The organism is Arthrobacter woluwensis, assembly GCF_900105345.1.
In the GTDB taxonomy this organism is placed as follows: Bacteria; Actinomycetota; Actinomycetes; order Actinomycetales; family Micrococcaceae; genus Arthrobacter_E; species Arthrobacter_E woluwensis.
Window position 1 is genome coordinate 2,840,658 of the sequence record NZ_FNSN01000003.1, and the last position, 24,204, is coordinate 2,864,861.

At 69.1% G+C, this 24,204-nt stretch carries 21 protein-coding genes; 7 read left to right on the plus strand and 14 right to left on the minus strand.

Going from position 1 to position 24,204, the window contains the following annotated elements; all coding sequences use genetic code 11:
• Window positions 1-36 precede the first annotated feature (36 nt).
• The 6 genes from BLV63_RS13625 to BLV63_RS13650 all read right to left on the minus strand — a co-directional run bounded on the left by BLV63_RS13625 (window position 37) and on the right by BLV63_RS13650 (window position 7,657).
• On the minus strand, window positions 37-1,692 hold the full coding sequence (locus tag BLV63_RS13625; protein ID WP_066215096.1) for a type 2 periplasmic-binding domain-containing protein: 1,656 nt from the start codon (window positions 1,690-1,692) through the stop codon (window positions 37-39).
• A 43-nt stretch (window positions 1,693-1,735) separates the two neighbouring features.
• Window positions 1,736-2,719 carry a carbohydrate ABC transporter permease gene (locus BLV63_RS13630; protein WP_082724204.1) on the minus strand — a complete coding sequence of 328 codons (984 nt, stop codon included), beginning with the start codon at window positions 2,717-2,719 and terminating at the stop codon, window positions 1,736-1,738.
• Window positions 2,719-3,597 (minus strand): ABC transporter permease, encoded by an 879-nt coding sequence (locus BLV63_RS13635; protein ID WP_066215370.1) that lies wholly within the window; start codon window positions 3,595-3,597, stop codon window positions 2,719-2,721. The genes BLV63_RS13630 and BLV63_RS13635 overlap by 1 nt, the downstream gene beginning before the upstream one ends.
• 343 nt (window positions 3,598-3,940) lie before the next feature.
• Window positions 3,941-5,626, minus strand: coding sequence for an FAD-binding dehydrogenase (locus tag BLV63_RS13640; protein ID WP_066215093.1), 1,686 nt, complete (start codon window positions 5,624-5,626; stop codon window positions 3,941-3,943).
• Window positions 5,627-5,734: 108 nt separating this feature from the next.
• Window positions 5,735-6,541 (minus strand): hypothetical protein, encoded by an 807-nt coding sequence (locus BLV63_RS13645; RefSeq protein WP_066215090.1) that lies wholly within the window; start codon window positions 6,539-6,541, stop codon window positions 5,735-5,737.
• Window positions 6,542-6,643: 102 nt separating this feature from the next.
• Window positions 6,644-7,657 carry an isopenicillin N synthase family dioxygenase gene (locus BLV63_RS13650; RefSeq protein WP_066215088.1) on the minus strand — a complete coding sequence of 338 codons (1,014 nt, stop codon included), beginning with the start codon at window positions 7,655-7,657 and terminating at the stop codon, window positions 6,644-6,646.
• A 237-nt stretch (window positions 7,658-7,894) separates the two neighbouring features.
• Between BLV63_RS13650 and BLV63_RS13655 the strand changes: the two genes are divergently transcribed.
• Window positions 7,895-8,653 carry a DUF3472 domain-containing protein gene (locus BLV63_RS13655; protein WP_066215086.1) on the plus strand — a complete coding sequence of 253 codons (759 nt, stop codon included), beginning with the start codon at window positions 7,895-7,897 and terminating at the stop codon, window positions 8,651-8,653.
• A gap of 130 nt (window positions 8,654-8,783) precedes the next feature.
• Here BLV63_RS13655 and gatB read toward each other — a convergent pair whose 3' ends face one another.
• From gatB to gatC, 3 genes are read right to left on the minus strand one after another with little or no spacing between them, the layout of a single operon-like run.
• A complete protein-coding gene (gene gatB, locus BLV63_RS13660; RefSeq protein WP_066215085.1) occupies window positions 8,784-10,292 on the minus strand; it encodes an Asp-tRNA(Asn)/Glu-tRNA(Gln) amidotransferase subunit GatB in 1,509 nt (502 codons plus the stop codon).
• Complete coding sequence (gatA, locus tag BLV63_RS13665; RefSeq protein ID WP_066215083.1) at window positions 10,292-11,803, minus strand: Asp-tRNA(Asn)/Glu-tRNA(Gln) amidotransferase subunit GatA; 1,512 nt, start codon at window positions 11,801-11,803, stop codon at window positions 10,292-10,294. Before gatA ends, gatB begins: the two co-directional genes overlap by 1 nt.
• A 3-nt stretch (window positions 11,804-11,806) precedes the next feature.
• A complete protein-coding gene (gatC, locus tag BLV63_RS13670) occupies window positions 11,807-12,103 on the minus strand; it encodes an Asp-tRNA(Asn)/Glu-tRNA(Gln) amidotransferase subunit GatC (protein WP_066215081.1) in 297 nt (98 codons plus the stop codon).
• Window positions 12,104-12,360: 257 nt separating this feature from the next.
• Between gatC and BLV63_RS13675 the strand changes: the two genes are divergently transcribed.
• Window positions 12,361-12,906, plus strand: a complete 546-nt coding sequence (locus BLV63_RS13675; protein ID WP_066215079.1) for a GNAT family N-acetyltransferase — start codon at window positions 12,361-12,363, stop codon at window positions 12,904-12,906.
• A gap of 135 nt (window positions 12,907-13,041) precedes the next feature.
• On the opposite strand, the gene BLV63_RS13680 is transcribed toward BLV63_RS13675, so the two are convergent.
• Both BLV63_RS13680 and BLV63_RS13685 read right to left on the minus strand, forming a co-directional pair.
• Entirely contained in the window at window positions 13,042-13,983 is a 942-nt protein-coding gene (locus BLV63_RS13680) for a DMT family transporter (protein WP_139244699.1), read from the minus strand.
• Between the two features lie 153 nt (window positions 13,984-14,136).
• Window positions 14,137-15,075 carry a LysR family transcriptional regulator gene (locus tag BLV63_RS13685; protein WP_066215075.1) on the minus strand — a complete coding sequence of 313 codons (939 nt, stop codon included), beginning with the start codon at window positions 15,073-15,075 and terminating at the stop codon, window positions 14,137-14,139.
• Window positions 15,076-15,314: 239 nt separating this feature from the next.
• On the opposite strand from BLV63_RS13685, the gene BLV63_RS13690 reads away from it, so the two are divergent.
• Together BLV63_RS13690 and BLV63_RS13695 are read left to right on the plus strand one after the other, a co-directional pair.
• Window positions 15,315-16,433 carry a PrpF domain-containing protein gene (locus tag BLV63_RS13690; RefSeq protein ID WP_066215073.1) on the plus strand — a complete coding sequence of 373 codons (1,119 nt, stop codon included), beginning with the start codon at window positions 15,315-15,317 and terminating at the stop codon, window positions 16,431-16,433.
• 10 nt (window positions 16,434-16,443) lie between these two features.
• Window positions 16,444-17,886, plus strand: a complete 1,443-nt coding sequence (locus tag BLV63_RS13695) for an SLC13 family permease (protein WP_066215071.1) — start codon at window positions 16,444-16,446, stop codon at window positions 17,884-17,886.
• Between the two features lie 83 nt (window positions 17,887-17,969).
• Here the strand turns inward: BLV63_RS13695 and BLV63_RS13700 are convergent, their stop codons facing one another.
• Window positions 17,970-18,815, minus strand: coding sequence for a 5'-nucleotidase, lipoprotein e(P4) family (locus tag BLV63_RS13700; RefSeq protein WP_217640453.1), 846 nt, complete (start codon window positions 18,813-18,815; stop codon window positions 17,970-17,972).
• A 184-nt stretch (window positions 18,816-18,999) separates the two neighbouring features.
• On the minus strand, window positions 19,000-20,463 hold the full coding sequence (locus BLV63_RS13705) for a CitMHS family transporter (protein WP_066215068.1): 1,464 nt from the start codon (window positions 20,461-20,463) through the stop codon (window positions 19,000-19,002).
• A 186-nt stretch (window positions 20,464-20,649) separates the two neighbouring features.
• Between BLV63_RS13705 and BLV63_RS13710 the strand changes: the two genes are divergently transcribed.
• Together BLV63_RS13710 and BLV63_RS13715 are read left to right on the plus strand one after the other, a co-directional pair.
• Window positions 20,650-22,419 carry a sensor histidine kinase gene (locus tag BLV63_RS13710; RefSeq protein ID WP_174521279.1) on the plus strand — a complete coding sequence of 590 codons (1,770 nt, stop codon included), beginning with the start codon at window positions 20,650-20,652 and terminating at the stop codon, window positions 22,417-22,419.
• Window positions 22,416-23,102 carry a response regulator transcription factor gene (locus tag BLV63_RS13715; RefSeq protein WP_066215066.1) on the plus strand — a complete coding sequence of 229 codons (687 nt, stop codon included), beginning with the start codon at window positions 22,416-22,418 and terminating at the stop codon, window positions 23,100-23,102. The genes BLV63_RS13710 and BLV63_RS13715 overlap by 4 nt, the downstream gene beginning before the upstream one ends.
• A gap of 7 nt (window positions 23,103-23,109) precedes the next feature.
• Here BLV63_RS13715 and BLV63_RS13720 read toward each other — a convergent pair whose 3' ends face one another.
• Window positions 23,110-23,616: a GNAT family N-acetyltransferase gene (locus BLV63_RS13720; RefSeq protein WP_066215064.1), complete on the minus strand. Its 507-nt coding sequence runs from the start codon at window positions 23,614-23,616 to the stop codon at window positions 23,110-23,112.
• 59 nt (window positions 23,617-23,675) lie between these two features.
• Here BLV63_RS13720 and BLV63_RS13725 point away from each other — a divergent pair, with 59 nt between their 5' ends.
• On the plus strand, window positions 23,676-24,197 hold the full coding sequence (locus tag BLV63_RS13725; protein ID WP_066215062.1) for a GNAT family N-acetyltransferase: 522 nt from the start codon (window positions 23,676-23,678) through the stop codon (window positions 24,195-24,197).
• Window positions 24,198-24,204: the final 7 nt, after the last annotated feature.

The window sequence follows — 24,204 nt, forward strand, 5'->3', positions numbered from 1 at the left end:
AGCCACAGGGTCCACCGCCCGGGTGTCACGCCATGCCTAGCGCCGGAAGACGGGCACGTCGGACGGGAGCTGGGACTGGTACTCGTCCCGGATCTTGTCGCCGCCGTCGTTCTTCCAGCGCTTCACCGCATCCTGCAGATCGCCCACCTTGGCGCGGCCCGTGATGATGTCCACCACCTTGTCCCGCAGCTGCTTGGTGATCTTCGCGCCCACCTTGGAGTTCGTGTCCGAGTAGGTCCCGTTGGTCGGGTTGCGCCAGGCCAGCTCCAGCAGCTTCTTCTCCTGCTGGTAGATGTACTTGGTGTCGTCGTCGAAGCCGGGGTTGAAGACCACGTTCTCCGGGCTGGACATGATGTTCAGCGCCGAGGCGAGGCCCGGGATGTTCGTGCTGCCGGACGAGGTGAAGACCGGGTTGCCCTCGCCGTCGACCGTGAAGTCCTGGCCCTCGGTGCCGAAGTTCTTCTGCATGTACTCGGCCGTGCCGAACGGTGCGGAGAGGTAGTTGATGAGAGCGAGCAGTTCGCGGATCTTGCCCTCGTCGGCCTTCTTGAACGGCGTGAAGCCCACTGTGCCGTAGCCCATGTCGTAGGTCGGCTTGACCTTGCCGTCCGCGCTGAACGGCACCAGGATGTCGAACGCCTGGTCCTTGTTGAAGGCGCGGTAGGCCTTGAGGTCGTGCGGACCCACCAGGACCTGCGCGGCGACACTGCCGTTGGCGACGCGATTGCGGATGTCCGGGACGTTGACGTCCGGGTAGAAGACCCCGGCGGCGAACATCTTCGCCACGAACTCCACGCCCGCGTGGTATTCGTCCGTCTCGTAGAGGTGGGTGAGGGTGCGGTCCTTGTTGACGGCCCAGGTGTTGGGAGCGCCGAACCACTCGGTGACCATGTGGAGCACGTTGATGTAGGCGGGTTCGAGGGCGTACTTCTTCTCGCCGGGCCGCGTGAGCTCCTTGGCCTTGGCCAGGAACTCGTCCGCGTTCGCCGCGGTCAGGCCACCCACCTTGCCCCAGACGTCGCGGCGGCCGGACATGATCTGGCCGAACGGCGTGCTCGGGATGGGGGCGCCCCAGATCTTGCCGTTGACGACGGCGGTCTTCCAGGAGTCCGGCTTGAGGGCCGCGAGGTTGGGGTACTCGAGGACGGCGTCGCCGGAGAGGTACTTGGTGAGGTCCTGGAACTTCGCCTCCAGCATGGGGCCGACGTTCGGGATGCCCTGGTTCGGCGGGACCCACATCATGTCCGGCAGGTCGTCACTGGCGAGCACCGTGGCGAACTTGGCCGGGTACCCGTCACCGATGTCCTCGGCGATCTGCAGTTCCAGCTCGCCGCCCAGCGCCTGGTTGAGCCGCTGCCAGAAGGCGTTGTCCTTCATGCCGGGACTCATGGTCTCGAAGGTCTCGGTGAGGCCCGTGACCTTGCCCTTGAGCGGCTTGTCCTTCACGGACACCACCGACTTGGGCAGCTTGAAGAACGCCGCCTGCAGGCCCTTGGCGTCACCGGCCAGATCGGGCGTGACGCCGGTGAATTCCTTGTACGTGGGGAGCTTGACGCCTGCGGAGGCGGCCGCGCCGCCGCTTCCGCCGGAGCTGCCGCCGCCACAGGCCGACAGGCCCACGGTGGCGACGGCCAGGCCGGCCAGACCCAGGAAGCCACGGCGGCTGACGCCGTGGGATGCGAGAGTGCTCATAGGGGTGCCTTTCATTGACAGGTGAGCTGGAGAGGGAGGAGGGTCAGCCCTTCACCGCGCCCGTGAGGACGCCCTTGGTGAAGTGCTTCTGGAGGAAGGGGTAGACCATGAGGATGGGCACGAGCGCCACGACCACCACGGCCATCTGGATCGACTGGCTCGGCGGGACGGAGGAGACCCCCAGCCCGTCCGCGGCCCCGGAGCCCTGGACCACGAAATTGCGGAGCAGGAGCTGAATGGGCCACTTGGCGTGGTCGTTGATGTAGAGCAGGGCGTTGAAGAAGGAGTTCCAGAACGCCACCGCGTAGAAGAGCCCGACGACGGCGATCACCGCCTTCGACAGCGGCAGCACGATGCGCCACAGGATCTGCCAGTCGCTCGCGCCGTCGATCCGCGCGCTTTCGATGAGCTCCGCGGGGATGTTCATGAAGAAGGAGCGCATCACCACGAAGTTGAAGGCGCCGAAGATGCCGGGCAGGATGAGCGACCACAGCGAGTCCAGCAGTCCGAGCTGCCGGATCATGAGGAAGCTCGGGATCAGGCCCGGGGCGAAGAGCAGGGTGAACAGCACGCCCAGGATCACCGGGCGGCCGAACAGGACGGATCGGCTCGTGGCGTAGGCCATGGTGATGGTCACGAAGAGTGCCAGTGCCGTGCCCACGACCGTGATGAAGGCGCTGACCCCGAGGGACCCGATGACCATGGGTCCGGCGAAGATCGTCTCGTACGCCTTGATGGTGGGACGTTCCGGCCAGAGGACGAATCCTCCGGCCTGGGCCAGCTGCTGGTCATCGGCGAGGGAGGTGGACACGACCAGGAGGATGGGGATCAGGATCGAGGCGCTGAACAGCACCAGGATGACGGCCTTGACAAACTGGTAGAGGACCGACGGGCGTTCTTTCCAGGCGGGACGGCGGGTGTCGCGTTCCGCGGCGGCCCGTGAGCGGGCGGCCCGCCGCACGGCGAGGCTGCCGCGCCCGACGGCGTCGTCGCGCGTCTCGGTGTTCTGTGAGGTGAGCGTGGTCATCAGCCGACCTTCCTGGCGAAGATCCCGTCCTCGCCGAACTTGTGGGCCAGGGAGTTGGCGCCCCAGATGAGCAGGAGACTGACGAGCCCCTTGGCGAGACCCGCGGCGGCGCCGGAGCTCCAGCCCCCGCCCACCACGCCGGTGTAGTAGGTGAAGGTGTCCAGCACTTCGGCGGCGCCGGCGCCGACGGCGTCGCGCTGGAGGATGAACTGCTCGAAGCCGACCGACAGAATGTCACCGATCCGGAGGATGAGCAGCAGGACGATCACGGGTCGCAGCCCCGGCAGCGTGATGTGCCACATCCGCCGCCAGCGGCCGGCGCCGTCCGCGGCGGCCGCCTCGTAGAGGGAGACGTCGATGCTCGCGAGCGCCGCCAGGAAGATGATCATGGCCCAGCCGGCGTCCTTCCAGATCATCTGGGCGACCACCAGCACGGGGAACGTGTCCGGGTTCGTCATGAACGGGATGGGGTCCATCCCGAACTGGCGCAGCGTGTTGTTCACGAAGCCCGCGCCACCGAGCATCTGCTGGAACAGGGCGATCACCAGGACCCAGGACAGGAAGTGCGGCAGGTACGCGATGCTCTGGAAGATGCGGCGGACCCTCATGCTCATGAGCGAGTCCACGATCAGCGCGAGCACGAGCGGCACCGGGAAGAGGAACACGAGCTGCCAGGCGGCCAGATACAGCGTGTTCCAGAGCGCGTGCAGGAAGTCCGGGTTGTGGAACAGGTCCACGAAGTTCTGCCAGCCGACCCACTCGCTGTCCGGGATGCCGAGATAGGGCTGGTAGTCCTGGAAGGCGATCACGTTGCCGAAGATCGGGATGTAGAAGAACAGCAGCAGGAAGACGATGCCGGGCACCATCATGAGCAGCATCTGCCGGTCCTGACGGAGACGGACGCGGAACGGCTTCTTGCCGCCGCGGTCCGGGATCGACGACGGCGGCGGACCCTTCCGCTGGGCTGCGAGTGTCATGGGGCTCCTCGTGAGTCCAGGGCTGCCCGGGGGCGCAGCCTGCGTTCTCAAAACGTTGTTAATCGATTAAGTTCTTAATCGATTAACTGATGGTATGTGACGCAGGTCTCAGGTGCAAGAGATGACGTGAAAGAGCTCGACACGACGCCGCAACGACGCGTGGTGGCGTTGCGTGCTCAGCAGGTGCGGGTGTTCCGGGAGGGCATCCGCACCTGCTGAGCACGCAAGATGGGGAGGACCGGAATCACAGCCTCCCGGCGAGGTCCCGTCCGGCCTTCAGGCCCGTGAAGATGCAGCCGCCCAGGAAGGTTCCTTCGAGGGCGTTGTACCCGTGGGCGCCCCCGCCGCCGAACCCGGCGGCCTCCCCCACGGCATACAGGCCGGGCACGGGATGACCGTCCTCACCGAGCACGCGGGAGGCGAGATCCGTCTGCATCCCGCCCAGGCTCTTCCGGGTCAGGACGTGCAGCTTCACGGCCACGAGCCCGTCCCGCGGATGACCCGCCTCGTCGAGGAAGAGGTGCGGCCTGGCCACCCGCACCAGCCGGTCCCCCAGGTACCGTCGCGCGTTGTGAACGCTCTGGGCCTGGGCGTCCTTGGAGAACGCGTTCCGGAACTCCGCATCCCGCTGCCGGATGACGTCCATGAGGGCCTCCGGGCCCACGGGCGCCTCCGGGGCGATCCGGCTCATGCCCCGCGCGAGAGCCGCCACCGAATCCGCGGAGACGAAATCCGGTCCGTGGTCCACGAAGGCCTGGACCGGCCCAGGGATCCCCCCGCCCAGGCGGGTCTTGAGCAGGAGCTTACGGTCCCGATGAGTGATGTCCGGGTTCTGCTCCGAGCCGGACAGCGCGAACTCCTTCGCCAGGATGCTCCGGCTGACGATGAACCAGGAGTGGTCGTGCTCCGCGAGGTCCGGGGTGTTGCGCAACAGGCGGAGCGTGCCGAGCGTGTCATGGCCGGGAAGTCCCGGCGCCGGCAGGCGCCGTCCGAGCGCGTCGAGCCAGAGCGGCGAGGGCCCCGGCAGGATCCGGATGCCGTGGGCGGGCCACACCGGGTCCCAGTTGCGGATGCCCTCCGTGTAGTGCCACATCCGGTCCCGGTTCACGAGGCGGGCTCCGGCGGCTTCGGCCGGCCCGTACATGCTGCCGTCCACATACGCGGGAACCCCGGTGATCATCTCGCGCGGCGGAGTGCCCAGCCGTGCGGGCCAGAACTGGCGCACCAGCCGGTGATTCCCGCCGATCCCGCCGCTTGCGAGCACGACCGCTTGCGCCCTCAGCTCGAACGTCCCCACCGTCCCGTCCGGGCCGGCCGCCCCGCGCGGCCCGGCGTCGTCGGCCAGCAGATCGCCCTGCACCCCGACGACGGCGCCGCCCTCCACGAGCAGCCCGCGCACCTTGTGCCGGTGCAGCAGCGTCGTGGCGCCGTCCTCGACGGCGGCGTGGGCTGCCGCTGCGAACGGCGAGACGACGCCGGTCCCGGTGCCCCAGGCGATGTGGAAGCGAGGGACCGAGTTCCCATGGCCGCCCACGTGCCCGTCGCCCCGCTCGGCCCAGCCCACCACAGGAGTCAGCTCGATGCCGGCCTCCCGGAGCCAGACCCGCTTCTCGCTCGTCGCGAATTCGACATAGGCCCGGCCCCAGCGCTGAGCCCAGGCATCCTGATCGCCCGGACCGTCCGTCCGGTCCCACGCGGCGCTCCCCTGCCAGTCGCGCCAGGCGAGATCGAAGGAGTCTTTGACGCGGAGTCGGCGCTGTTCGGGGCTGTCCACCAGGAAGAGTCCGCCGAAGGACCACCAGGCCTGTCCCCCGAGGTCCTGCGGCCCCTGCTGGTCCAGGATGATCACGCGCTTGCCGGCCCGCGCGAGTTCCCGCGCCGCGACCAGTCCGGACAATCCGTGGCCCACCACGATGACGTCAGCGTCCATGCAGGCAGTCTACGCCGGGCCCACACCCCCGCGAAGGAACAGCTGGCGCCCCGAAAACGTGCGAATGAAGGCACGACGTGTTCCCTCGCGATGGCGAGAGGGCGGAGTTCAGTCCAGGGCGGCCGGGCGCAGGACGAGGACCGTGGCGTCGTCCGCCACCTCACCGATCCGGGCCTGTTCGCGCCGCAGTTCGGTCAGGAGTTCCAGCGCCTCGACCGGTGTGCTGACGCGGCGCAGGAACTCCTCCGCGGAGCCCACGAGCCCCAGGTCGACGGCGCGCCAGGCCCCGTCGCTGACGAGTGCCACGAGGGCCGGACGGGGCAGCCGCACGAGGTCGGCGTGCTGCGCGGCCTCGGGCTCGCGCCGTGCCACCCAGAGGTTGCCGTCCGTGTTGCGCAGTTCGCGGTCCCGGCGCAGCAGGCGGAGGCGTTCTTCGGGGTCCGGGAGCTGCCCGTCCAGTGCCTCGTCCACGCGGCCGTCCGCCTGCTCGGCGAGCACCACGGTCACGCCGCCCTCCGGATCCTGGACCAGGACGCGGCAGTCGGCGAGGGACGCGATCTGCACGCCGTCGTCGTCCAGATGGGCGAGCGAGACGGCCGCGCTCGGGAAGCGCAGCCGCTCCCCGCCGACGAGGGGCTGCGCGACGGCGTCAATCCTCCGGAGCGCGGCGGCGAGCCGGTCCCGGGCACTCAGGGAACCGGACATCTCCCCCGTCCCGACCCGGGCGAGCGCCGTGGTCAGCGCCTGCGTGAGCCATTGGGGATCGGTGGCGGCCGGCAGGCCGAGGGGTTCCAGGAGGGTGGTGGCGCCGTCGATGATCCAGGCGTCCGGCCCGGCGAAACCGCAGCCGTCCTCCTGGGGATGGGCGTCGCCCTCCGACTGGACGCGGGTCACGATCTCCCAGGAATGCCTCATGGGTCCATTAAAGGCCGGAGCGGCGCAGCCCCCGGGGGTGCCGCGCCGCTCCGGCCCGTATCAACAGACCCGCATCAGCCGGTCCGCCTCTGCCGGCGCGCCTCAGCCCTTGACGAGGTCAGGGTGCTGGGCTGCGACGACGTTCGGGTGCGCCCGCACGCGGTAGCGCAGGGCGTTGTCGCCGTAGGTCTCGAGGATCGGGCTGTCGTTGGGGTCCACCGAGAGGCCTCGGGCCTTCTCCTGGAACTCCGGGCTGACGGCGAGCTGAGGCATCCGCGCGTCGAGTGCCGGGTTGTAGAAGAACGGCACCGAGATGCGGTCCGTCCCGCGCAGCGGCGAGATGACCCGGTGCAGCGTGGCCTTGAGGTAGCCGTTGGTCGCGAGTTCGAGCATTTCGCCGATGTTGACCACGAAGCTCCCCGGCACCTGCGGCGCGTCGATCCACGCGCCGTCGTGCTCCACCTGGAGGCCGCCCTTGCCCGGCTCCACGAGCAGCAGGGTCAGCACGCCGCCGTCGCGGTGGGATCCGACGCCCTGCTTGGGGTCCGGGTCCGATTCGCCCGGGTAGCGGACGATCTTCAGGACCGGGAAGGCCCGCGAGGCGAAGGCCTCGTCGAAGGTGTCCTCCGGTGCGCCGAGCGACAGCGCCAGGGCACGGAGGAGCTCGAGGGAGATCTCACTCAGACGGTCCATCCACTCGGTGACGATACCGCGCATCTCGGGCAGCGCCTCGGGCCAAAGGTTCGGCCCTTCCAGTCGCCAGTAGTCGGCGACACCGTCGCCGGCGGGAACCGCTTCACGGTCGACGCCGACGTCGATCTGCTCACGCCAGTCGACCTCGCCGGCGGTCAGCTCGCCGCCCATGCGGGTGTAGCCGCGGAACTGCGGGCTGTGGATGTTCTCCAGGGCGAGCTTCTGCTCCTCCGGCAGCTCGAAGAAGCGCCGGGAGATGTCGAGGATGGCGTCCGTCAGCTCTTGCGGGACGCCGTGGCCGGAGAGGTAGAGGAATCCCACCTCGTGCATCGCGTCGCGGAGGTCATCGCGGAAGCGGGCGGCCTCCTCCGGTCCAGCGCTCAGACGGGAGAAATCGAGGATGGGCAAAGTTTCGAGGGCCACCACATAATCCTTTTCGCGTTACATTGCAAGCCGAAGCCTGTATTGGCTCCAATATTACGCTCGCTCCCGAGGCCCGCCCATCGGCACGTCACGGAAGGTCATGAAGTTCGCCGCTTCCCGCCGAGGGCGATCTCACCAGTTCTTGTTAAACGATTGACAAGGGAGTGACGCGCATGACGATAATTCCTCGACGGGCCGAGAACGGTCCGTCTCCTCGACAGCACACAGGGAGAAGACATGCGGTTACCCCTCCACCAACGTCTCAGTGCAGTGATCGCGATCGGCCTCACCGCCGTCGCCGCCGGTCCCGGAATCCCCGCCCACGCCCAGACCTTCGGCGGCAACGAGCTGCTGTCCTGGTCGGTCAGCTCGGCGCCGGCCGCGGGGCTGAGTTCCGTCACGTTCCCCATCACCGTGGCCCCGGCGACAGCACGCCGCGCGGGCACGTATTTCGCCATGCAGTACGGCTTCACCGGCCAGAGCGACGTCGGCTACACCGGCCTGCAGCCCCGGCCGGACTCGCAGGGCTCGGGCCGTCTGCGCGGCGTCTTCTCCTCGTTCATCTCCGGGACGACGTCGACCGATCCGAACTGCACCCCCGGCGCCGACGGCGGCCCGGGCGTCAGCTGCGGACTGGAGTTCAACGCCGTCTACGGTCACACCTACAACATGGTGGTGCGTCAGACCGGCACCGACACCTGGAGCGGCACCGCCGTCGACACCACCACGGGACAGAGCACCCACATCGGCAGCTACAAGCTTCCGGCGGGGTCCGGCAACCTCAAGCCGTCCCAGTCAGGTTTCGTGGAGTATTACGACGTGCCGAGCTGCACCCAGCAGCAGAAATATGACGTCACCTTCGGGGCGCCGTCCTCCGGTTCCCTGAGCGGCAAGGTCGCGTGGGTCAAGGAGTACGGCGACTGCCTCGGACAGGGCAACACCACCGTGACGACGGTCGGCACCGGCGTGAGGATCACCCGCGGCACGGTCGGCTGAGCGGACCGTCTGCGCGAAAGGCGTCCCGGGCAGACCGACGGTCCGGGGAACGCCGACAGCTTGGAACGCCGACGGCCGGTGGCCGGAGATCGGATCTCCGGCCACCGGCCGTCGGGGGTTCAGGAAGGGACTAGCCCTCCACGCCCAGCTTCTCGAGGATCAGCTCGCGGACGCGGCCGGCGTCGGCCTGGCCACGGGTGGCCTTCATGACGCCGCCGACGATCGCGCCGATCGCCTGCACCTTGCCGCCACGGATCTTCTCCGCGACGTCGGGCTGAGCGGCCAGAGCGGCGTCGATGGCTTCCAGCAGGGGGCCGTCATCGGAGACCACGGCCAGACCGCGAGCGGCCACGACCTCCTCCGGGGAGCCCTCGCCGGCCAGGACGCCATCCAGGACCTGGGAGGCCATCTTGTTGTTGATCTTGCCGGCTTCCACCAGGCCGTTCACCTGGACGATCACATCCGGGGTGATGCCCAGCTCGCCCGGGTCCACCTCGGCGGCCTTGGCGCGGCCCACCACTTCACCCATCCACCACTTGCGGGCGGCGGCGGCCTTGAGGCCGGCGGCGACGGTCTCCTCGATCAGGTCCATGACGCCGGCGTTCACCACGTCGCGGAACTCCAGATCCGAGTAGCCCCAGGCGGTCTTGAGGCGCTTGCGGCGTTCGGCCGGGGGCTCCGGCAGGGTCGCGCGCAGCTCCTCCACCCACTCACGGGACGCGACGACGGGAACGAGGTCGGGCTCCGGGAAGTAGCGGTAATCGTCCGCGTCGCTCTTGGGGCGGCCCGACGTCGTCGTGCGCGTGTCCTCGTGCCAGTGGCGCGTCTCCTGCACGACCTTCTCGCCCGACTCCAGGACGGCGCCGTGGCGCTGGATCTCGAAGCGGACGGCGTGCTCGACGGCGCGCAGCGAGTTCACGTTCTTGGTCTCGGACCGCGTGCCGAACTTCTCCTGGCCGATCGGCTTGAGGGAGACGTTGGCGTCGCAACGGACGTTGCCGCGCTCCATGCGGGCGTCGGAGACACCGAGGTTCTTCACGATCTCGCGGACGGCCGCCACGTAGGCCTTGGCCAGCTCCGGAGCGCGCTTGCCCGCGCCGACGATCGGCTTGGTGACGATCTCCACGAGCGGCACGCCGGCACGGTTGTAGTCCACGAGCGAGTAGTCGGCGCCCTGGATGCGGCCCGCCGCGCCACCCATGTGGGTCAGCTTGCCGGCGTCCTCCTCCATGTGCGCGCGCTCGATCTCCACGCGGAACACCTCGCCGTCCTCCAGCTCGATGTCGAGGTACCCGTCGAAGGCGATGGGCTCGTCGTACTGCGAGGTCTGGAAGTTCTTGGGGGTGTCCGGGTAGAAGTAGTTCTTCCGGGCGAAGCGGCACGTCTCGGCGATCTGGCAGTTCAGGGCCAGGCCGATCTTGATGGAGGACTCCACGGCGGCCTTGTTGACCACGGGCAGGACGCCGGGCAGGCCCAGGTCCACCTCGTTGACGTTCGTGTTGGGCTCGTCCCCGAACTCGTTGGGGGCGGAGGAGAACATCTTGGTCTTGGTGTTCAGCTCGACGTGCACCTCGAAGCCGAGCACGGGCTCGTACTTCTCGAAGACGGAGTCGTAGTCCAGGATCTCGTCGGCGGACATTACTTGGCACCTCCCAGTACCGGGGCCTGCGCCAGCAGCGGGCCGCCCCATTTCTCTTCCAGCAGCTTCTCCAGGGCGCCGGCGGCGCGGTACAGGCGGACGTCCTGACGGGCCGGGGCGAGGAACTGGATGCCCACGGGCAGGCCGTCCTCGTCCGCGAGACCACCGGGGATGGAGATGCCCGGGACACCGGCCATGTTCGCCGGGATGGTCGCGACGTCGTTGAGGTACATCGCCAGCGGGTCGTCGACCTTCTCGCCCAGCTTGAACGCCGTGGTGGGCGCCGTCGGGGAGATCAGCACATCGGCCTGGGCGAACGCGGCGTCGAAGTCGCGCTGGATGAGCGTGCGGACCTTCTGAGCCGAGCCGTAGTAGGCGTCGTAGTAGCCGGCGGACAGGGCGTAGGTGCCCAGGATGATGCGGCGCTTGACCTCGTCACCGAAGCCGGCGGCGCGGGTGGCGCCCATGACGCGCTCGATGGTCAGCGGGCCCTCTTCGGGGAGGACGCGCAGGCCGAAGCGCACGCCGTCGAACTTCGCCAGGTTGCTGGAGACCTCGGACGGCATGATCAGGTAGTAGGCGCCCAGCGCGTACTCGAAGTTGGGGCAGGAGACCTCGACGATCTCGGCGCCCGCGGCCTTGAGCAGCTCCAGGGACTCGTTGAAGCGGTTCTCGACGCCGGCCTGGTAACCCTCGCCGTGGAGTTCCTTGATGATGCCGATCCGCATGCCCTTGACGTCGCCGCTCGCAGCGGCGGCGGCCAGGCCGGTCCAGGATTCCTGCAGGGAGGTGGAGTCGTACGGGTCGTGCCCGCTGATGACCTCGTGCAGCAGCGCGGAGTCGAGCACGGTGCGGGACACCGGACCGATCTGGTCCAGCGAGGAGGCCATGGCGATGGCGCCGTAGCGGGACACGCCGCCGTAGGTGGGCTTCACGCCGACCGAACCGGTCACCGAAGCGGGCTGACGGATGGAGCCACCGGTGTCCGTGCCGAGGGCCAGCGGCGCCTCGAACGCGGAGACGGCGGCGGCTGAACCGCCACCGGAACCGCCGGGGATGCGGTCCAGGTCCCACGGGTTGCGGGTGGAACCGTACGCGGAGTGCTCCGTGGAGGAGCCCATGGCGAATTCGTCCAGGTTGGTCTTGCCGAGGATCGGCATCTTCGCGGCGCGCAGCTTCTTGATGACGGTGGCGTCATACGGGCTGTGCCAGCCTTCGAGGATCTTGGACCCGGCGGTGGTGGGCTGGCCCACGGTCACGATCAGGTCCTTGACGGCGATCGGGACACCGGCGAGCGCGTGGAGGTCCTCACCGTTGGCGCGGGCGGAGTCCACCTCGGCCGCGACGGAGAGCGCTTCCTCGGTGTTGACGTGCAGGAACGCGTTCACGTCGCCGTCGACGGCGGCGATGCGGTCCAGGTGCGCCTGGGTGACCTCGACGGCGGACAGTTCCTTGGCGGCGAGCTTCTCGGCGAGCTGCGCGGCGGTGGAGTGGATGATCTCCTGGGTCATGGCTTACTCCTCATCCAGGATTGCGGGGACCTTGAAACGGTTCTCGTCGGCGTCGGGCGCACCGGAGAGGGCCTGCTCCGCGGTCAGCACATGCCCCACCACGTCCTCGCGGAACACATTGCTCAGCGGGATGGGGTGCGAGGTGGCGGGCACATCGGCGCCGGCGACCTCACTGACGGACTTGACGGAGTCGACGATGACGGCCAGTTCGCCGGCCATACGATCGAGCTCCTCATTGCTCATCTCAATGTGAGCGAGACGCGCCAGATGCGCGACGTCGTCACGATCGATCGCAGCCATGGATCTCCCCTGCAATTGGTGAAAAGGTTTCTGGTCCAGTTTAGTCACTCCGCCGCGGCCCGTCCGACCGCGGCGGGGGCGTGGGGTCGGCAGGGCGTCGGACCCACGGTTTCGGTGTCTTTGTTTCCTCTGGGTGCGGCAATTGTGGCACCCAGCGGAAACTAGGACACCGAAACCGGAACGACAGGTGAGGAGGTGTGAGCACGCCCGGTTCTCGCGACCAGAGGGTGACCCGGCGCACCCCTAGTATGTGGACCATGCTCCCTGTGCCGGATGACTTCGCCCTCCGTGTCCCGACCTCGGACGACGTCGGCCGCGTCCATGAGCTCTACAGCGACCCGGCTGTCTGGCGGCACGCGCCCCACGGACGGCACGTCTCACTGGCGACCACGCAGCGACTGGTCGACCGGTGGGTGTCGGACTGGGAGGACCACGGGCTCGGCTCGTGGCTGGTGGAGGACGCCGGAACCGGCGAACTACTCGGCAACGCCGGCTGTTCTCTGCGGAACGGCACTCACTGGAACCTCGGATACCGATTCGCGCCGGCCGCCCAGGGCCGCGGCCTCGCGACCCGTGCAGCCCGCCTCGCCCTGGCGGCAGCATGGGAGAAGGACGCCTCGCTCCCCCGGGTCGCGTCGATCCTGGAACACAACGCCGCTTCGGCCGCGGTGGCGGTCCGGGTGGGTCTCACCCTCCGATTCCGTGGACCGGACGCAGGCAACCCCGACCCGTCGGCGATCCGTCTGCTCTACGCCGACCGGCCGCTGACCCCGGACACGGTCGCCCTGATCCTGGGGCACTGAACTGGCCGACTCGTCGGCCGGCTGGTGGACTCGCCGGCGTCGTCGCGTCTGGCCGCACCCGAGTTCGCATTCTGCGCCCCAATGGGGGCGCACAACGTGGAAGAGGGCGCAGAACCCGCGAGAAGCGAGCGGCCGTCAGGCCCCCCGCGCACGGCGGGACGTGCGCAGCACCACCAGCACGACGGCGGCCAGCGTGAGCGCCGTCGCCGCCCACTGCCCGGGCGACGGCCACGGTCCGAGTCCGGCGAGCGCCGCGGCGACCCCGACCACGGGCGGCACCGCGAGCCCGAGCAGCGCCGAGTACGTGGCACCCGCCGCGACCAGGATGCGGTGCTGCAGCAGGTACGCCGGCACGTACACCACGACGCCGAGGATCACGAGCGAGAGCAGCGCGCCGGGGGTGACCGTTCCTCCGCCCAGAAGGTCGGCCCCGGCCCACGCGAGCAACGGCAGGCACCCGAGTCCGAAGATCGGAAGGATCCGGGGCGCCATCGGGCCGGAGTACCCGGCGTTGGCACGGGAGAAATGGACGCCGTACCAGGCCATGGACAGCATTCCCGCGACGCCGGCGGCGATGCCGAGCCCCAGCGATTCCCCCTGCTGACCGGGCGGTTTCTGGACCACGTACAGTGCCGCGCCCGCCACCGCGAGCAGCGCGACGCCGAGGAACCAGACGCCCGGAGACCGACGGTTCAGCACCGCCTCGGTCACCATGACGGTCAGCGGCGTGCCGACCATGATGAGGGCCGGGACCGCGGCGCCCGCGAAGTGGATCGCCGCCGTGGAGAAGATCGTGTAGGCGCTCACTCCGGTGATCGCCAGGAGGACCGTGGTGCCCCGTCGCATCCTCGGGAGGGCCGCACCGCCGGCTGAGGCCCTGCCTCGGGCCACGAGCGCGCTCAGCAGGGCCAGGCCTCCGACCGTGAAAACGGTCCGCCCGGCCGACGCCACGGCCACCGAGGTCCCGGTCAGGGTGAAGGCCACGAGGATCCAGGTCGAGGCCAGGAGAAGGACGAGCAGGACGGAGTCGACGGCCAGCCGCCACGGCTTCATCGCCGTCTCTCCAGCCACGTGCACCCCGCTCCCCCTGACGATTCCGCGCCGCCCCGACGACGGCGTGCCCACCGGCACCCGCCGGCACGCCCAGTCAATCACGGGAGGCGGCTCCATCACGGAACGCGGCCGCCGTCGTGGAGGATGCGGTGTCGCGGCGGGACGGCGCCGGGCCGGCTACCGGTAGTCCGCGGCCCGTTCCCGGGCGACCTCGAGGAGTGTCGAGTGGAAGGCGACCTCGGCCGGCGCGTAGACCTTGTCCTGACGCTGCGCCAGGAACACGCGGCGGGACGGGGCCCCCGGTCCCAGGCTGATCACCTTGACATCCGGGTGCTGGAGCGCGACGGCGGTCTTCGGCACCATCGCCACACCCATCCCGACGCTGACCATCGCCTGAGCCTCCTGATAGTCGTTCGCCAGGAACCCGATCGCAGGTTCGAACCCGGCATCGTGGGCCGAACGCTGGAGGACCTCCACCACCGGATGCGATTCGGCGCGGACGATCCAGGACTCCTTTCGCAGCTCCTCCATCGAGATGACGTCCCGGTCGGCGAGCGGGTGGCTGCGGGAGACGAGGAGCACCGTGCTTTCGTCGAAGACCTCGGTGATCCGGATCGAATCGTCCTCGAACCGGTTCCACGGGTAGTCCCAGAGCAGGCACAGCCCCATGGCCCCGGAGTGCAGCCCCTTGAGCAGTTCGTCGAAACGCGCGCTGCGCACGGACAGACTGATGGCCGGATTCCGCTTCTTGAACGTCCGGAGGACCACCGGCAGGAAGGACCCCGCGAGCGTGGGAAAGGTGCCGATGGTCAACGAACCCCGCTTCAGGCCGGCGAGCTCGGCCAGATCCGCCTGCGCCGCCTGCATCTGGGCGACGATCTTCCGCGCGTGGCCCGCCAGGAGCTGGCCGGCCTCCGTCGGCACCACGCCACGGGATCTCCTGGTCAGGAGAGGCTGCCCCACCTCCTGTTCCAGCTTTCGCAATTGCTGTGACACGGCGGAGGGCGTGTACATCATGGCCTCGGCCGCGGCGGTCACCGATCCCTGCTCGACCACCTCCACCAGGAGCGCCAGGCGGCGGATATCGAACAATTCCTGAAAGTCATCGTTCAGCATTGCTTCACCCTCCTCGAAGATCGGTTCATTCTATACAGCAGCCCTTGATCCTCAGTGGTGGCGGGCCCAGCGGTCAGGTGGATTCGCCAGGCGTCCAGGGCCCGGTTCGCCTCATCCTCAATGAATGAAGAATCACTACATAACCCCTCAACTATCCAACATTGTCTTCAAGTGTGATCTGCGTCAATCTCGAATCACCCGGGATTTCACTGACCATCACTGAAGGCAAGGACCATCTCATGAAGATCGAAGCAGAGTGGATGCGCGGAGGCACCAGCAAATGCTGGGTCTTCGAGAGCGCGCAGCTCGGAGCGGCTTCCGCCGGACCGGATGTGCTGCTTCCACGCCTGTTCGGCAGCCCGGACAGCCGCCAGATCGACGGCGTCGGCGGCGCCACCTCGACCACCAGCAAGGCCGTCATCCTGGATCGCCCGACCGGCGGGGACGTGGACGTCGAGTTCACGTTCGCCCAGGTAGGGATCGAGGAGGCCACCGTCGACTGGGGCAGCAACTGCGGCAACTGCTCCGCCGTCGTCGGGCTGTACGCCATCGAAAAGGGCTGGGTGGTGCCCACCGGGGACGTCACCCGCATCGTCACCCGCAACACCAACACCGGGCAGATCATCGTCCAGGAGGTGTCCACCCCGTCCGGCGCGCTCCCGATCGTCCCGCAGGCCGAGATGCCCGGCGTCCCGTTCCCGGGCTACCGGGTGGGCCTCGGCTTCCGCGACCCCGCCGGCAAGACGACCGGCGCGCTGCTGCCGACCGGGTCCCCCGTGGACACCCTGACGGCGGCCGGCGCCTCCTGGACCGTCTCGATGGTCGACGCCGGCGCACCGCTCGTGATCCTCCGCGCCGAGGACCTCGGTCTGGACCCGGAGCTCCACGAGGACTGGAGCGACGCGGTCGTCCCGCACCTGGCCGTCCTGGACGCCATCCGGCGCGAAGCCGCGGTGCGCATGGGCATGGCCCGCACCCCGGAGGAGGCGGCGAGGGCGGTGCCCAAGCTCGCCGTCGTCGCGCCCCCTGCGTCCTCCGACGCGGACAGCGACCTCAGCGTCCTGATGCTGTCGATGGGCAAGCCCCACCCGGCTCTGGCCATCACCGGCAGCATCGCCCTGACTCTCGCCGCGCGGACACCCGGCACCCTGCCGTCCGTCGCGGTCCGCGCGACCCCCGGCGCCACCCTCCGGCTGCGCACGCCCGCCGGGGTCATCGACACCTGGTCCGAGGAACGGAACGGCTCGCCGCTCATCGGCGTCGACCGGACCGCCCGCACCATCGCCAGCACCGTCATCCACCTTCCGGAGGTCCTCGGCAGCGCCGTCGACGCCTCCTTCGCCGGCGCCACTCAATGAGGAGAAAGCCATGAGCAACACCGCAGAACAGACCAGACCGACTTCCTCCACGGGGAGCACCCCTCCGACCCGGCCCGACCGGCGTCGCCGTATCCTTCTGGTGACGGTGGCCGCGATCGCGGCCGTGGGCCTGCTCGCCCTCCTGTTCGGAGGCGTCCTCTCCGGCCCCGCGGCGGCCACGGGATCGGAGAAGACCATGACCGCGACGCAGATCATCCCGCTCATCATCCTGGTAGTGATGTTCGTCGTCGCCACCAAATGGCCCCTGAACATCGGCGTGATGGGGCTCGTGGCCTCGTTCGGCGTCGGTTACTTCATGCTCGGCATGAGCGATAAGGAGATCCTCGCCGAGTTCCCCGCCAACATCGTCCTCACGATCATCGGCGTCACGTACTTCTTCAGCATGGCCCAGCGGAACGGGACCATCGACATCATCGTCCAGGCCTGCGTGCGGATGGTCCGCGGCAAGACCATGCTCATGCCCTGGGTCTTCTTCCTCATGGCCGCCGCGCTCACGTCGCTCGGCACCTTCTCCCCCGCCGCCGTCGCGCTGCTGGCCCCGGCCGCCCTGGGTCTCGCCTATGAATCGCGCATCCACCCCGTGGTCATGGGCGCGTTCGTCATCAACGGCGCCCACGCCGGAGGGTTCTCGCCCCTGTCCGTGGCGGGCGTGCTGGTCCACGACATCGCCCTGAAGAACGGTTTCCCCGTCTCCCAGGAGGCGCTGTTCCTCTCGAGCTTCGCCGTCAACGTCATCCTGTCCGCCCTGACCCTCGTGGTCTTCACACTCATGGGCAAGCTGCGGGACCACCACGCCAACGGCTACACGGGTCTGGAGGCCGGGCAGCGCACCCGACCGCACGGCCAGCAGATCCTGACGCTCGTCCTGATCTTCGCCATCCTCGTCTGCACGCTGGGCTTCCACCTGCCCATCGGCTTCGTCGCGCTGTCCGCCGGCCTGCTGCTGGCCTTCGTGAACATCAAGGAGCACACCACGTTCATCGGCGGTGTCTCGTGGTCCACGGTCCTCCTCGTGGCCGGCATGATCACCTACGTCTCGCTGCTGCAGCACCTCGGGGTCATCGACACCCTCGCCGAACTGGCCCTGGCCCTCGGCGCACCCCTCCTGGTGGCCCTCGTGCTCTGCTACGTGATCGGCGTCGGCTCGGCGTTCGCCTCCTCGACGGCGCTCCTGACCGCGTTCATCCCCCTGGCCGGGCCACTCCTGGCGACCAGTTCCCTGAGCGCCTCCGGCACCGTGGCCGCGCTCGCCATCGCCGCCACGGTCGTGGACGTCTCGCCCTTCTCGACGGACGGCGCCCTCGTGGTGGCCAACGCCAGGGAAGACGACCGGCAGCGCGTCTACCGCCAGCTCATGATGTACGCGGGCGCCGTCGTGCTCACCGGCCCCGCTCTCGCCTGGGCGCTCCTGGTCCCCACGGGCATCCTGTAGCGGGCGGGCCTCCCCCCAACGCCAGCAGGACGGCGAGTGCGCCGGTGCACTCGCCGTCCTGCTGTAGTGTTCCCGGAGAGGCCTCAGAGCACCTTGCCCTGCGCGGCCAGGAGCATCCGAGCCCGGTACTCCGGGGAGTCCGCCGGTTCGCTCGTGCCGAAGACGGCCCGGATCCAATGCCCGTCCGTGTTGTTCGGGAAGAGGATGAAGTCACGGCCGAAGCGCTCGGCGTCCTCGGCGGCCAGGGCGCGGCGCTCCTGGACCGACTTCACGTAGTAGCGACGGCGGAAGTCGTTCAGGTTGTCGCCCAGGAACGCGATGACCTGGTACTTGTCGGCGATGGCCTGCTGGGCCGGTTCCTTGTTGGAGGACTCGCGCTGGAACACGGCGTGGTCGTCATCGGCGAAGGCCAGACCCGCGTGCCGCAGGTTCGCGACGCCGATCCGCTGGGTGTCCGGGCCCTGGTCGCGCTGGGAGACGTAGAAGATCTCGACGCCCCGGCTTTCCGCGTACCGGGAGAACTCGACGGCGCCGGGCGTCGCGGTGGGGCCGTTCTCCCGGACCCAGGCGTCCCACAGGTCGTCGTCGAACGCCTGCTTGCCGGCCGCGATCAGCATCTCCCAGTAAGGGTTGGAGGACAGGACGGTGTCATCGACGTCGGAGATGAAGGCGAGCGGTTTGGCGCCCCGGCGCCGCTGACCGACGCCCCGGAGGACGTTGTCGAGGCGGTCACGGGCGATGTTGAACGCCTGCCGGTACAGCATGTCGCGCTCGGCGGCGGTGACCCGCCATGCCACGGCCGCGGACAGGATGTTCTGTACCTCCGGCGACGTTTCGGCCTGGGCGGGTCCGGCGGTGAACAGTGCCAGGCCTCCTGCCACTCCGCTGGCGCCCAGCCCCTTCAGCATGGTCCAGCGTTCAATTCCCATGGGTCCTCCTCGATCACAGTGACGCATGTCACGTCGGCTAGTAAACCAATGTTTATCGGGAGGCACCAGAATCCACTGGAATATGTCTCGCATCGGACCTGGACCCACGAATGCGGGGTCACGTCAGGCCGGATGACGACGATTCATCCGGCCTGACGTGACCCCGCATTCCAGAAGCGAGAGGCTAGTGGCCGATGCCGATGGCCCCGGTCAGGACGCCGACCAGCAGCATCACGAGGGACACCACCGCGGCGCGCCACAGCACCTTCTTGTGGTGGTCACCCAGCTCCACCTTGGCCAAGGAGACCAGCAGGAGGATGGCCGGGACCAGCGGGGACTGCATGTGGAACGGCTGACCCGTGATGGAGGCCCGCGCCATGTCCGCGGCACTCAGGCCGTAGTGACCGGCGGTCTCGCTCAGGATCGGCAGCACGCCGAAGTAGAAGGCGTCGTTGCTCATGAAGAACGTCATCGGGATGCTCAGCAGGCCGGTGATGACCGCCATGAACGGGCCCATGCTGGACGGGATGATCGCGACGAGCCACTCGGACATGGCCTTGACCATGCCCGTGCCGTTCAGCACACCGGTCAGGACGGCGGCCGCCATGACCATGCTGACCACGGCCACGATCGACTGACCGTGCGCGACGAGGGCCTTCGCCTGGTCCTTGACGTGCGGGAAGTTCACCAGGAGGGCGATGCCCGCGCCGACCATGAAGATGTACGGCAGCGGCAGCACGTCCATGACGAGCAGGACCATGATGGCCAGCGTCAGGGCGAAGTTGAACCAGATCAGCTTGGGCCGCAGCGTCTCGCGGGTCGGATCCAGAGCGGTCTCGGCCAGGGTGCCGGAACCGTCGGACGAGCCACCGGCGGAGCCGCCGCCGGGGGTGATCTTCTGCAGGAGGGCCGTGCGGGTGCCGATGCGGCCGCCGCTCGCCTTGGACAGGGCCGAGCCGTTCTTGACGTCGGCGACGTCGAGGGCGGTGCCGCCGTCGTACGACGCCGCGGCGCCCCAGCGCTCCGGCTCGGCGACCATGAGGCGCTTGCGCTCCATGAGGCCCAGGCTCCAGGAGAACACCAGCACGACGACGAGGCCGGCCAGCAGGCCCGGGACCATCGGGACGAAGACGTCGGAGACGTTGATCTTCAGGGCGGACGCGGCACGGGCGGTCGGGCCGCCCCACGGCAGGATGTTCATGGTGCCGTTGGCGAGGCCTGCGACACAGGTCAGGACCACCGGGCTCATCTTCAGGCGCAGGTAGACCGGCAGCATCGCGGCCGTGGTGAGGATGAAGGTGGTGGAACCGTCACCGTCCAGGGAGACCGCCATCGCCAGGACCGCGGTGCCCAGGACGACCTTGGCCGGGTCGTTGCCCAGCTTGCGGAGGATGAACCGGACCAGCGGGTCGAAGAGGCCCACGTCGATCATGGTGCCGAAGTAGATGATGGCGAACATGAGCAGTGCGGCCGTGGAGGTCATGGACTTCATGGACGTCATGACCATGTCCCCGATGCCCAGACCGGCTCCGGCGAAGAGGCCGAAGATGGTGGGCACCAGGATGAGCGCCAGCACTGGCGTCATCTTCTTGGTCATGATCAGAACCATGAAGACTGCGATCATGGCGAAGCCGAGCAGGACTAGCATCGCTGCGCTCCTTAGGTGAAAAGTGTCGGGTGCGTCACACCGATGTGACGCTCGCCATAGACGCTAAGGTGGCGCGCATCACGCGCCGGTCTTAAGCGCGCTTGATGCCGCTTGTGCTTGTTGAGCGCGTTCTGCTCATTTAGCTCAGGGCGCTTTTGGGGTAGGCTCGCCGCCGAAGGGAGTGCGATGCGAACACTGAAGTTCTCCACGCAGACGCTGCTGCTGCAGATCGCGGTGGTGCTGCTGACCGTCCTCCTCTTCGCCCTGGCCTTCGGCGTCATCATGGTGGAGCGGATCACGCAGGAGGCCGAACAGCGCGCCCTCACCCTGGCCCGCACCATCGCGTCCCAGCCCCAGGTCCGGCAGGAGGTGGCCCGGATCAGCGCGGCCGCCGGCACTCCCCCGTCCACGGTCCTGGACCGCGGTCCCCTGGAGTCCATCGCCGAATCGGCACGGCAGAGGACCTCCGCCCTGTTCGTCGTCATCACGGACGAGACCGGCGTCCGCCTCGCCCATCCCGACCCCCAGCGTCTCGCCGAGAAGGTCAGCACGGACCCGTCCGAGGCCCTCGCGGGCAAGGAGGTCGTCACGCGCAACACCGGCACGCTGGGACCTTCGGCAGGGGCCAAGGTCCCCGTCTACGCCCCGGACACGACGGCGGGCGGCGGCGCCGTCGTCGGCGTGGTGAGCGTCGGCTTCGCCCGGGAGCCACTGGGCAGCGCGCTGCTCGGAGCGTCCGGGCCGGTGATCGTGACCGCGTGCGGCGCCCTCGCCGCCGGAGTGGGCGCGTCGATGCTGCTGCGCAAACGGCTGCGGCGTCTCACCCTCGGCATGGAACCGGAGGAGCTGACCACCCTGGTCCAGGACCAGGTCGCAGTGCTGGAAACCACGCACGAAGGCGTGATCGGGGTGTCCACGAGCGGCCGGGTGACCGTGGTCAACGCGACGGCGCAGGAGCTTCTCGGGCTTCCGGACCTGCAGGGCACCTCCTGGGCCGAGGCCCCCGTCCCCGAGCAGCTGCGCGACCTGACGCGGCAGGAGGCCGCCGAGGACGACGTCCTGGAGCTCGTGGCCGGCGCCCGCGTCCTGCTCGCCACCGCCCGGAAGGCCGTGCACGACGGCGAGGACCTGGGCTGGGTGGTCTTCCTCCGGGACCGCACGGAGCTGGCCCAGCTCACCCGCCAGTTGGAGTCGGTCAGCACCATGAGCTCCGCCCTCCGCGCGCAACGCCATGAGTTCGCCAACCAGCTGCACACCATCTCCGGCCTCCTGGACCTCGGCGACACCGCACGCGCCGCGGAGTACGCACACCGGCTCGTGGCGACCGGCCCCCTCGAGTTCCCGGTCGAGGGCCTGGAACGCCTGCCCGAGCCGTACCTGCAGGCGTTCATCGGGGCGAAGGGCATCCGGGCCCGCGAGCGCGGCGTGACCCTGCGGGTCGGGGAGGACACCTTCATCCGGGGCTCCGTGAAAGCGCCGCACGACGTCACCACGGTGCTCGGGAACCTCATCGACAACGCCATCAACGCGGCGGTGTCCGGGACCCGGGTGGGCGGCCGAGAAGGCGGCGAGGGCGCTGCTGACGGCGCTGACGGGGCTACCGGCGCCGGCGGCGGCCGGTGGGTGCGCGTGGATCTGCTGGACGAGCCCGGCCCGGAACCTCTCGACGGCTCTCCCCGGCTGGGGACGCTGCACGCCGTGGTCGCAGACTCCGGGGATGGGGTGGCTGAACCCGAGCGGCTCTTCGAGAAGGGCTACACCGCGTCCCGCGTCCCGGGGCACGGGCTGGGCCTGAAACTGGCGCTGGAACTCGCGCAGCGCCGCGGCGGCGAGGTGAAGCTCCTCGACGCCGGAGGGCCTGGTCCTGATCCAGGCGGGACCGGCTCGGGCGCCGTGTTCGCCGTCCGCCTGCCGACCGCCATGATGTTCACCACCACGTCCGGGGAGGGCGCATGAGTCACGATTTCACCGTGCTGATCGTCGATGACGACTTCCACGTCGCCACGCTGCACTCCAACTACGTCCAGGCCGTGCCCGGGTTCTCGGTGGTCGGCCACGCGGGCACTGCGCAGCAGGCCCTCCAGGCGTTCCACTCCCTGCGCCCGGACCTCGTGCTGCTGGACGTGTATCTGCCGGACGGTTCGGGGCTCGACGTGCTGCGCCAGCTGGACTGCGACGTCATGATGCTCAGCGCCGCGGCCGACGCCTTGTCCCTGCGGATGGCCTTCCGCCGCGGAACCCTGGCCTATCTGCTCAAGCCGTTCGGCGGAGAGGAACTGGCTCAGCGCCTCCGCGCGTACGCACGATACCGGCGACTGCTGGAAAAGACGACGGGCCTGGATCAGGAGGCCGTGGAGCGGGCCCGGCGTGCGCTGCTCAGCTCGGACGGCCCGGTGGTGTCCTCACCGGCAAGGACCCGCAGCGCCACCGAACAGTCCATCCTGGAAGCACTCGGCGGCGCCGCGGGCGGACCTGCCGGGGAAGCCCTGTCGGCGCTGGAGGTCGCAGAGCGGGTCGGGGTGTCCCGCGCCACGGCGCAGCGGTACCTGTCCTCGCTGGCCGACGACGGCGCCGTCGAGATCCAGCTGCGCTACGGCACCACGGGGCGGCCGGAACACCGCTACGCGCGGCGGGCGTGAGCGTCGCTCAGGCGACGTCCAGGCGGTAGACGAGCAGGCGCGCTTCCTTGTTGGGGGTCCACCAGTCACGCTCGGGGACGCGTTCGAAGCCCATCGAGCGGTACAGACCGTGCGCGCTCTCCCAGCTCTCGCCCGTGGTGAGGGAGACCGCGGAGATGCCGGGCCGGCGTCGCGCCTCGGCGAGGATGGCCTCGACCATGGCCCGGCCGGCGCCGCTGCGCTGCACGCCCGGGTCCACGACCAGGAGGCGGAATTCGAGTTCACCCGCGCGGGCGATGTCCGACCACGCGTCGCCTTCGACCGCCAGCGTGACCGAGCCGATCACGGCGCCGTCGCGCTCCGCCACCCAGATCTCGGCCACCTCGGCGCGCTCCGCGACCTTGCGGATGTGCTGGAGGTAAGGGAACTCGGGATCCGTGAAGTACCCCGCTGCGAGGTAGGCGTCCACCGTGATCCGGGCGATCTCGGGGTAGTCGGCGGGCACGGCGGGGCGGATCAGAATCTCGGATGGCACCCATCAATGGTAGTCGTTTCATGAAGTGCTCGCTTGACAACCGTGGCTAGGATGGGCCAATGGTGCCCAGTTTCACACTCCGCCCGCCCCTGCCGTCCGACGTCGAAAGCCTCGCCGTCCTTCATGTGCGCTGCTGGCGCGAGGCCTACGGGCACCTGCTCCCCGAGGAGTTCTTCACCGAGGAGCGCCTCGAGAGCCGACGCCGGCTCTGGACGATGCTGACCGCATCGGCGGCCGCCGCGCCGCAGGGCCAGACGAAGGCGGCCCAGACCATCAGGGTGGCCGAGGCGGCCGGTGAGGTGGTCGGGTTCGCGGGCGGGGGTGCGCCCCTCGATCCCGAGGAGGCCGCCCTCGGCCAGAACCTCTCGATGCTGTATCTGCGACAGGACTTCCACGGCAGCGGCGCAGGTCAAGCCCTGTTCGACGCCGTGCTCCCGTCCGGCCCGGCCTTCCTGTGGGTGGCCAAGGACAACCCTCGCGCCCAGTCGTTCTACCGCCGGAACGGCTTCGCGCTGGATGGCACGGAGGACGTGCTCGAGGACTTCGGCAGGATCACGGAAGCGCGCATGGTCCGGCGCTGAAAAACCC

What these genes read in the sequence shown, in the direction of transcription:
- BLV63_RS13625 (WP_066215096.1), bottom strand. Translation starts at nt 1,692, where the DNA reads ATGAGCACTCTCGCATCCCACGGCGTCAGCCGCCGTGGCTTCCTGGGT.
- BLV63_RS13630 (WP_082724204.1), bottom strand. Translation starts at nt 2,719, where the DNA reads ATGACCACGCTCACCTCACAGAACACCGAGACGCGCGACGACGCCGTC.
- BLV63_RS13635 (WP_066215370.1), bottom strand. Translation starts at nt 3,597, where the DNA reads ATGCTGCTCATGATGGTGCCCGGCATCGTCTTCCTGCTGCTGTTCTTC.
- BLV63_RS13640 (WP_066215093.1), bottom strand. Translation starts at nt 5,626, where the DNA reads ATGGACGCTGACGTCATCGTGGTGGGCCACGGATTGTCCGGACTGGTC.
- BLV63_RS13645 (WP_066215090.1), bottom strand. Translation starts at nt 6,541, where the DNA reads ATGAGGCATTCCTGGGAGATCGTGACCCGCGTCCAGTCGGAGGGCGAC.
- BLV63_RS13655 (WP_066215086.1), top strand. Translation starts at nt 7,895, where the DNA reads ATGCGGTTACCCCTCCACCAACGTCTCAGTGCAGTGATCGCGATCGGC.
- gatB (WP_066215085.1), bottom strand. Translation starts at nt 10,292, where the DNA reads ATGTCCGCCGACGAGATCCTGGACTACGACTCCGTCTTCGAGAAGTAC.
- gatA (WP_066215083.1), bottom strand. Translation starts at nt 11,803, where the DNA reads ATGACCCAGGAGATCATCCACTCCACCGCCGCGCAGCTCGCCGAGAAG.
- gatC (WP_066215081.1), bottom strand. Translation starts at nt 12,103, where the DNA reads ATGGCTGCGATCGATCGTGACGACGTCGCGCATCTGGCGCGTCTCGCT.
- BLV63_RS13675 (WP_066215079.1), top strand. Translation starts at nt 12,361, where the DNA reads ATGCTCCCTGTGCCGGATGACTTCGCCCTCCGTGTCCCGACCTCGGAC.
- BLV63_RS13685 (WP_066215075.1), bottom strand. Translation starts at nt 15,075, where the DNA reads ATGCTGAACGATGACTTTCAGGAATTGTTCGATATCCGCCGCCTGGCG.
- BLV63_RS13690 (WP_066215073.1), top strand. Translation starts at nt 15,315, where the DNA reads ATGAAGATCGAAGCAGAGTGGATGCGCGGAGGCACCAGCAAATGCTGG.
- BLV63_RS13695 (WP_066215071.1), top strand. Translation starts at nt 16,444, where the DNA reads ATGAGCAACACCGCAGAACAGACCAGACCGACTTCCTCCACGGGGAGC.
- BLV63_RS13700 (WP_217640453.1), bottom strand. Translation starts at nt 18,815, where the DNA reads ATGGGAATTGAACGCTGGACCATGCTGAAGGGGCTGGGCGCCAGCGGA.
- BLV63_RS13705 (WP_066215068.1), bottom strand. Translation starts at nt 20,463, where the DNA reads ATGCTAGTCCTGCTCGGCTTCGCCATGATCGCAGTCTTCATGGTTCTG.
- BLV63_RS13710 (WP_174521279.1), top strand. Translation starts at nt 20,650, where the DNA reads ATGCGAACACTGAAGTTCTCCACGCAGACGCTGCTGCTGCAGATCGCG.
- BLV63_RS13715 (WP_066215066.1), top strand. Translation starts at nt 22,416, where the DNA reads ATGAGTCACGATTTCACCGTGCTGATCGTCGATGACGACTTCCACGTC.
- BLV63_RS13725 (WP_066215062.1), top strand. Translation starts at nt 23,676, where the DNA reads ATGGTGCCCAGTTTCACACTCCGCCCGCCCCTGCCGTCCGACGTCGAA.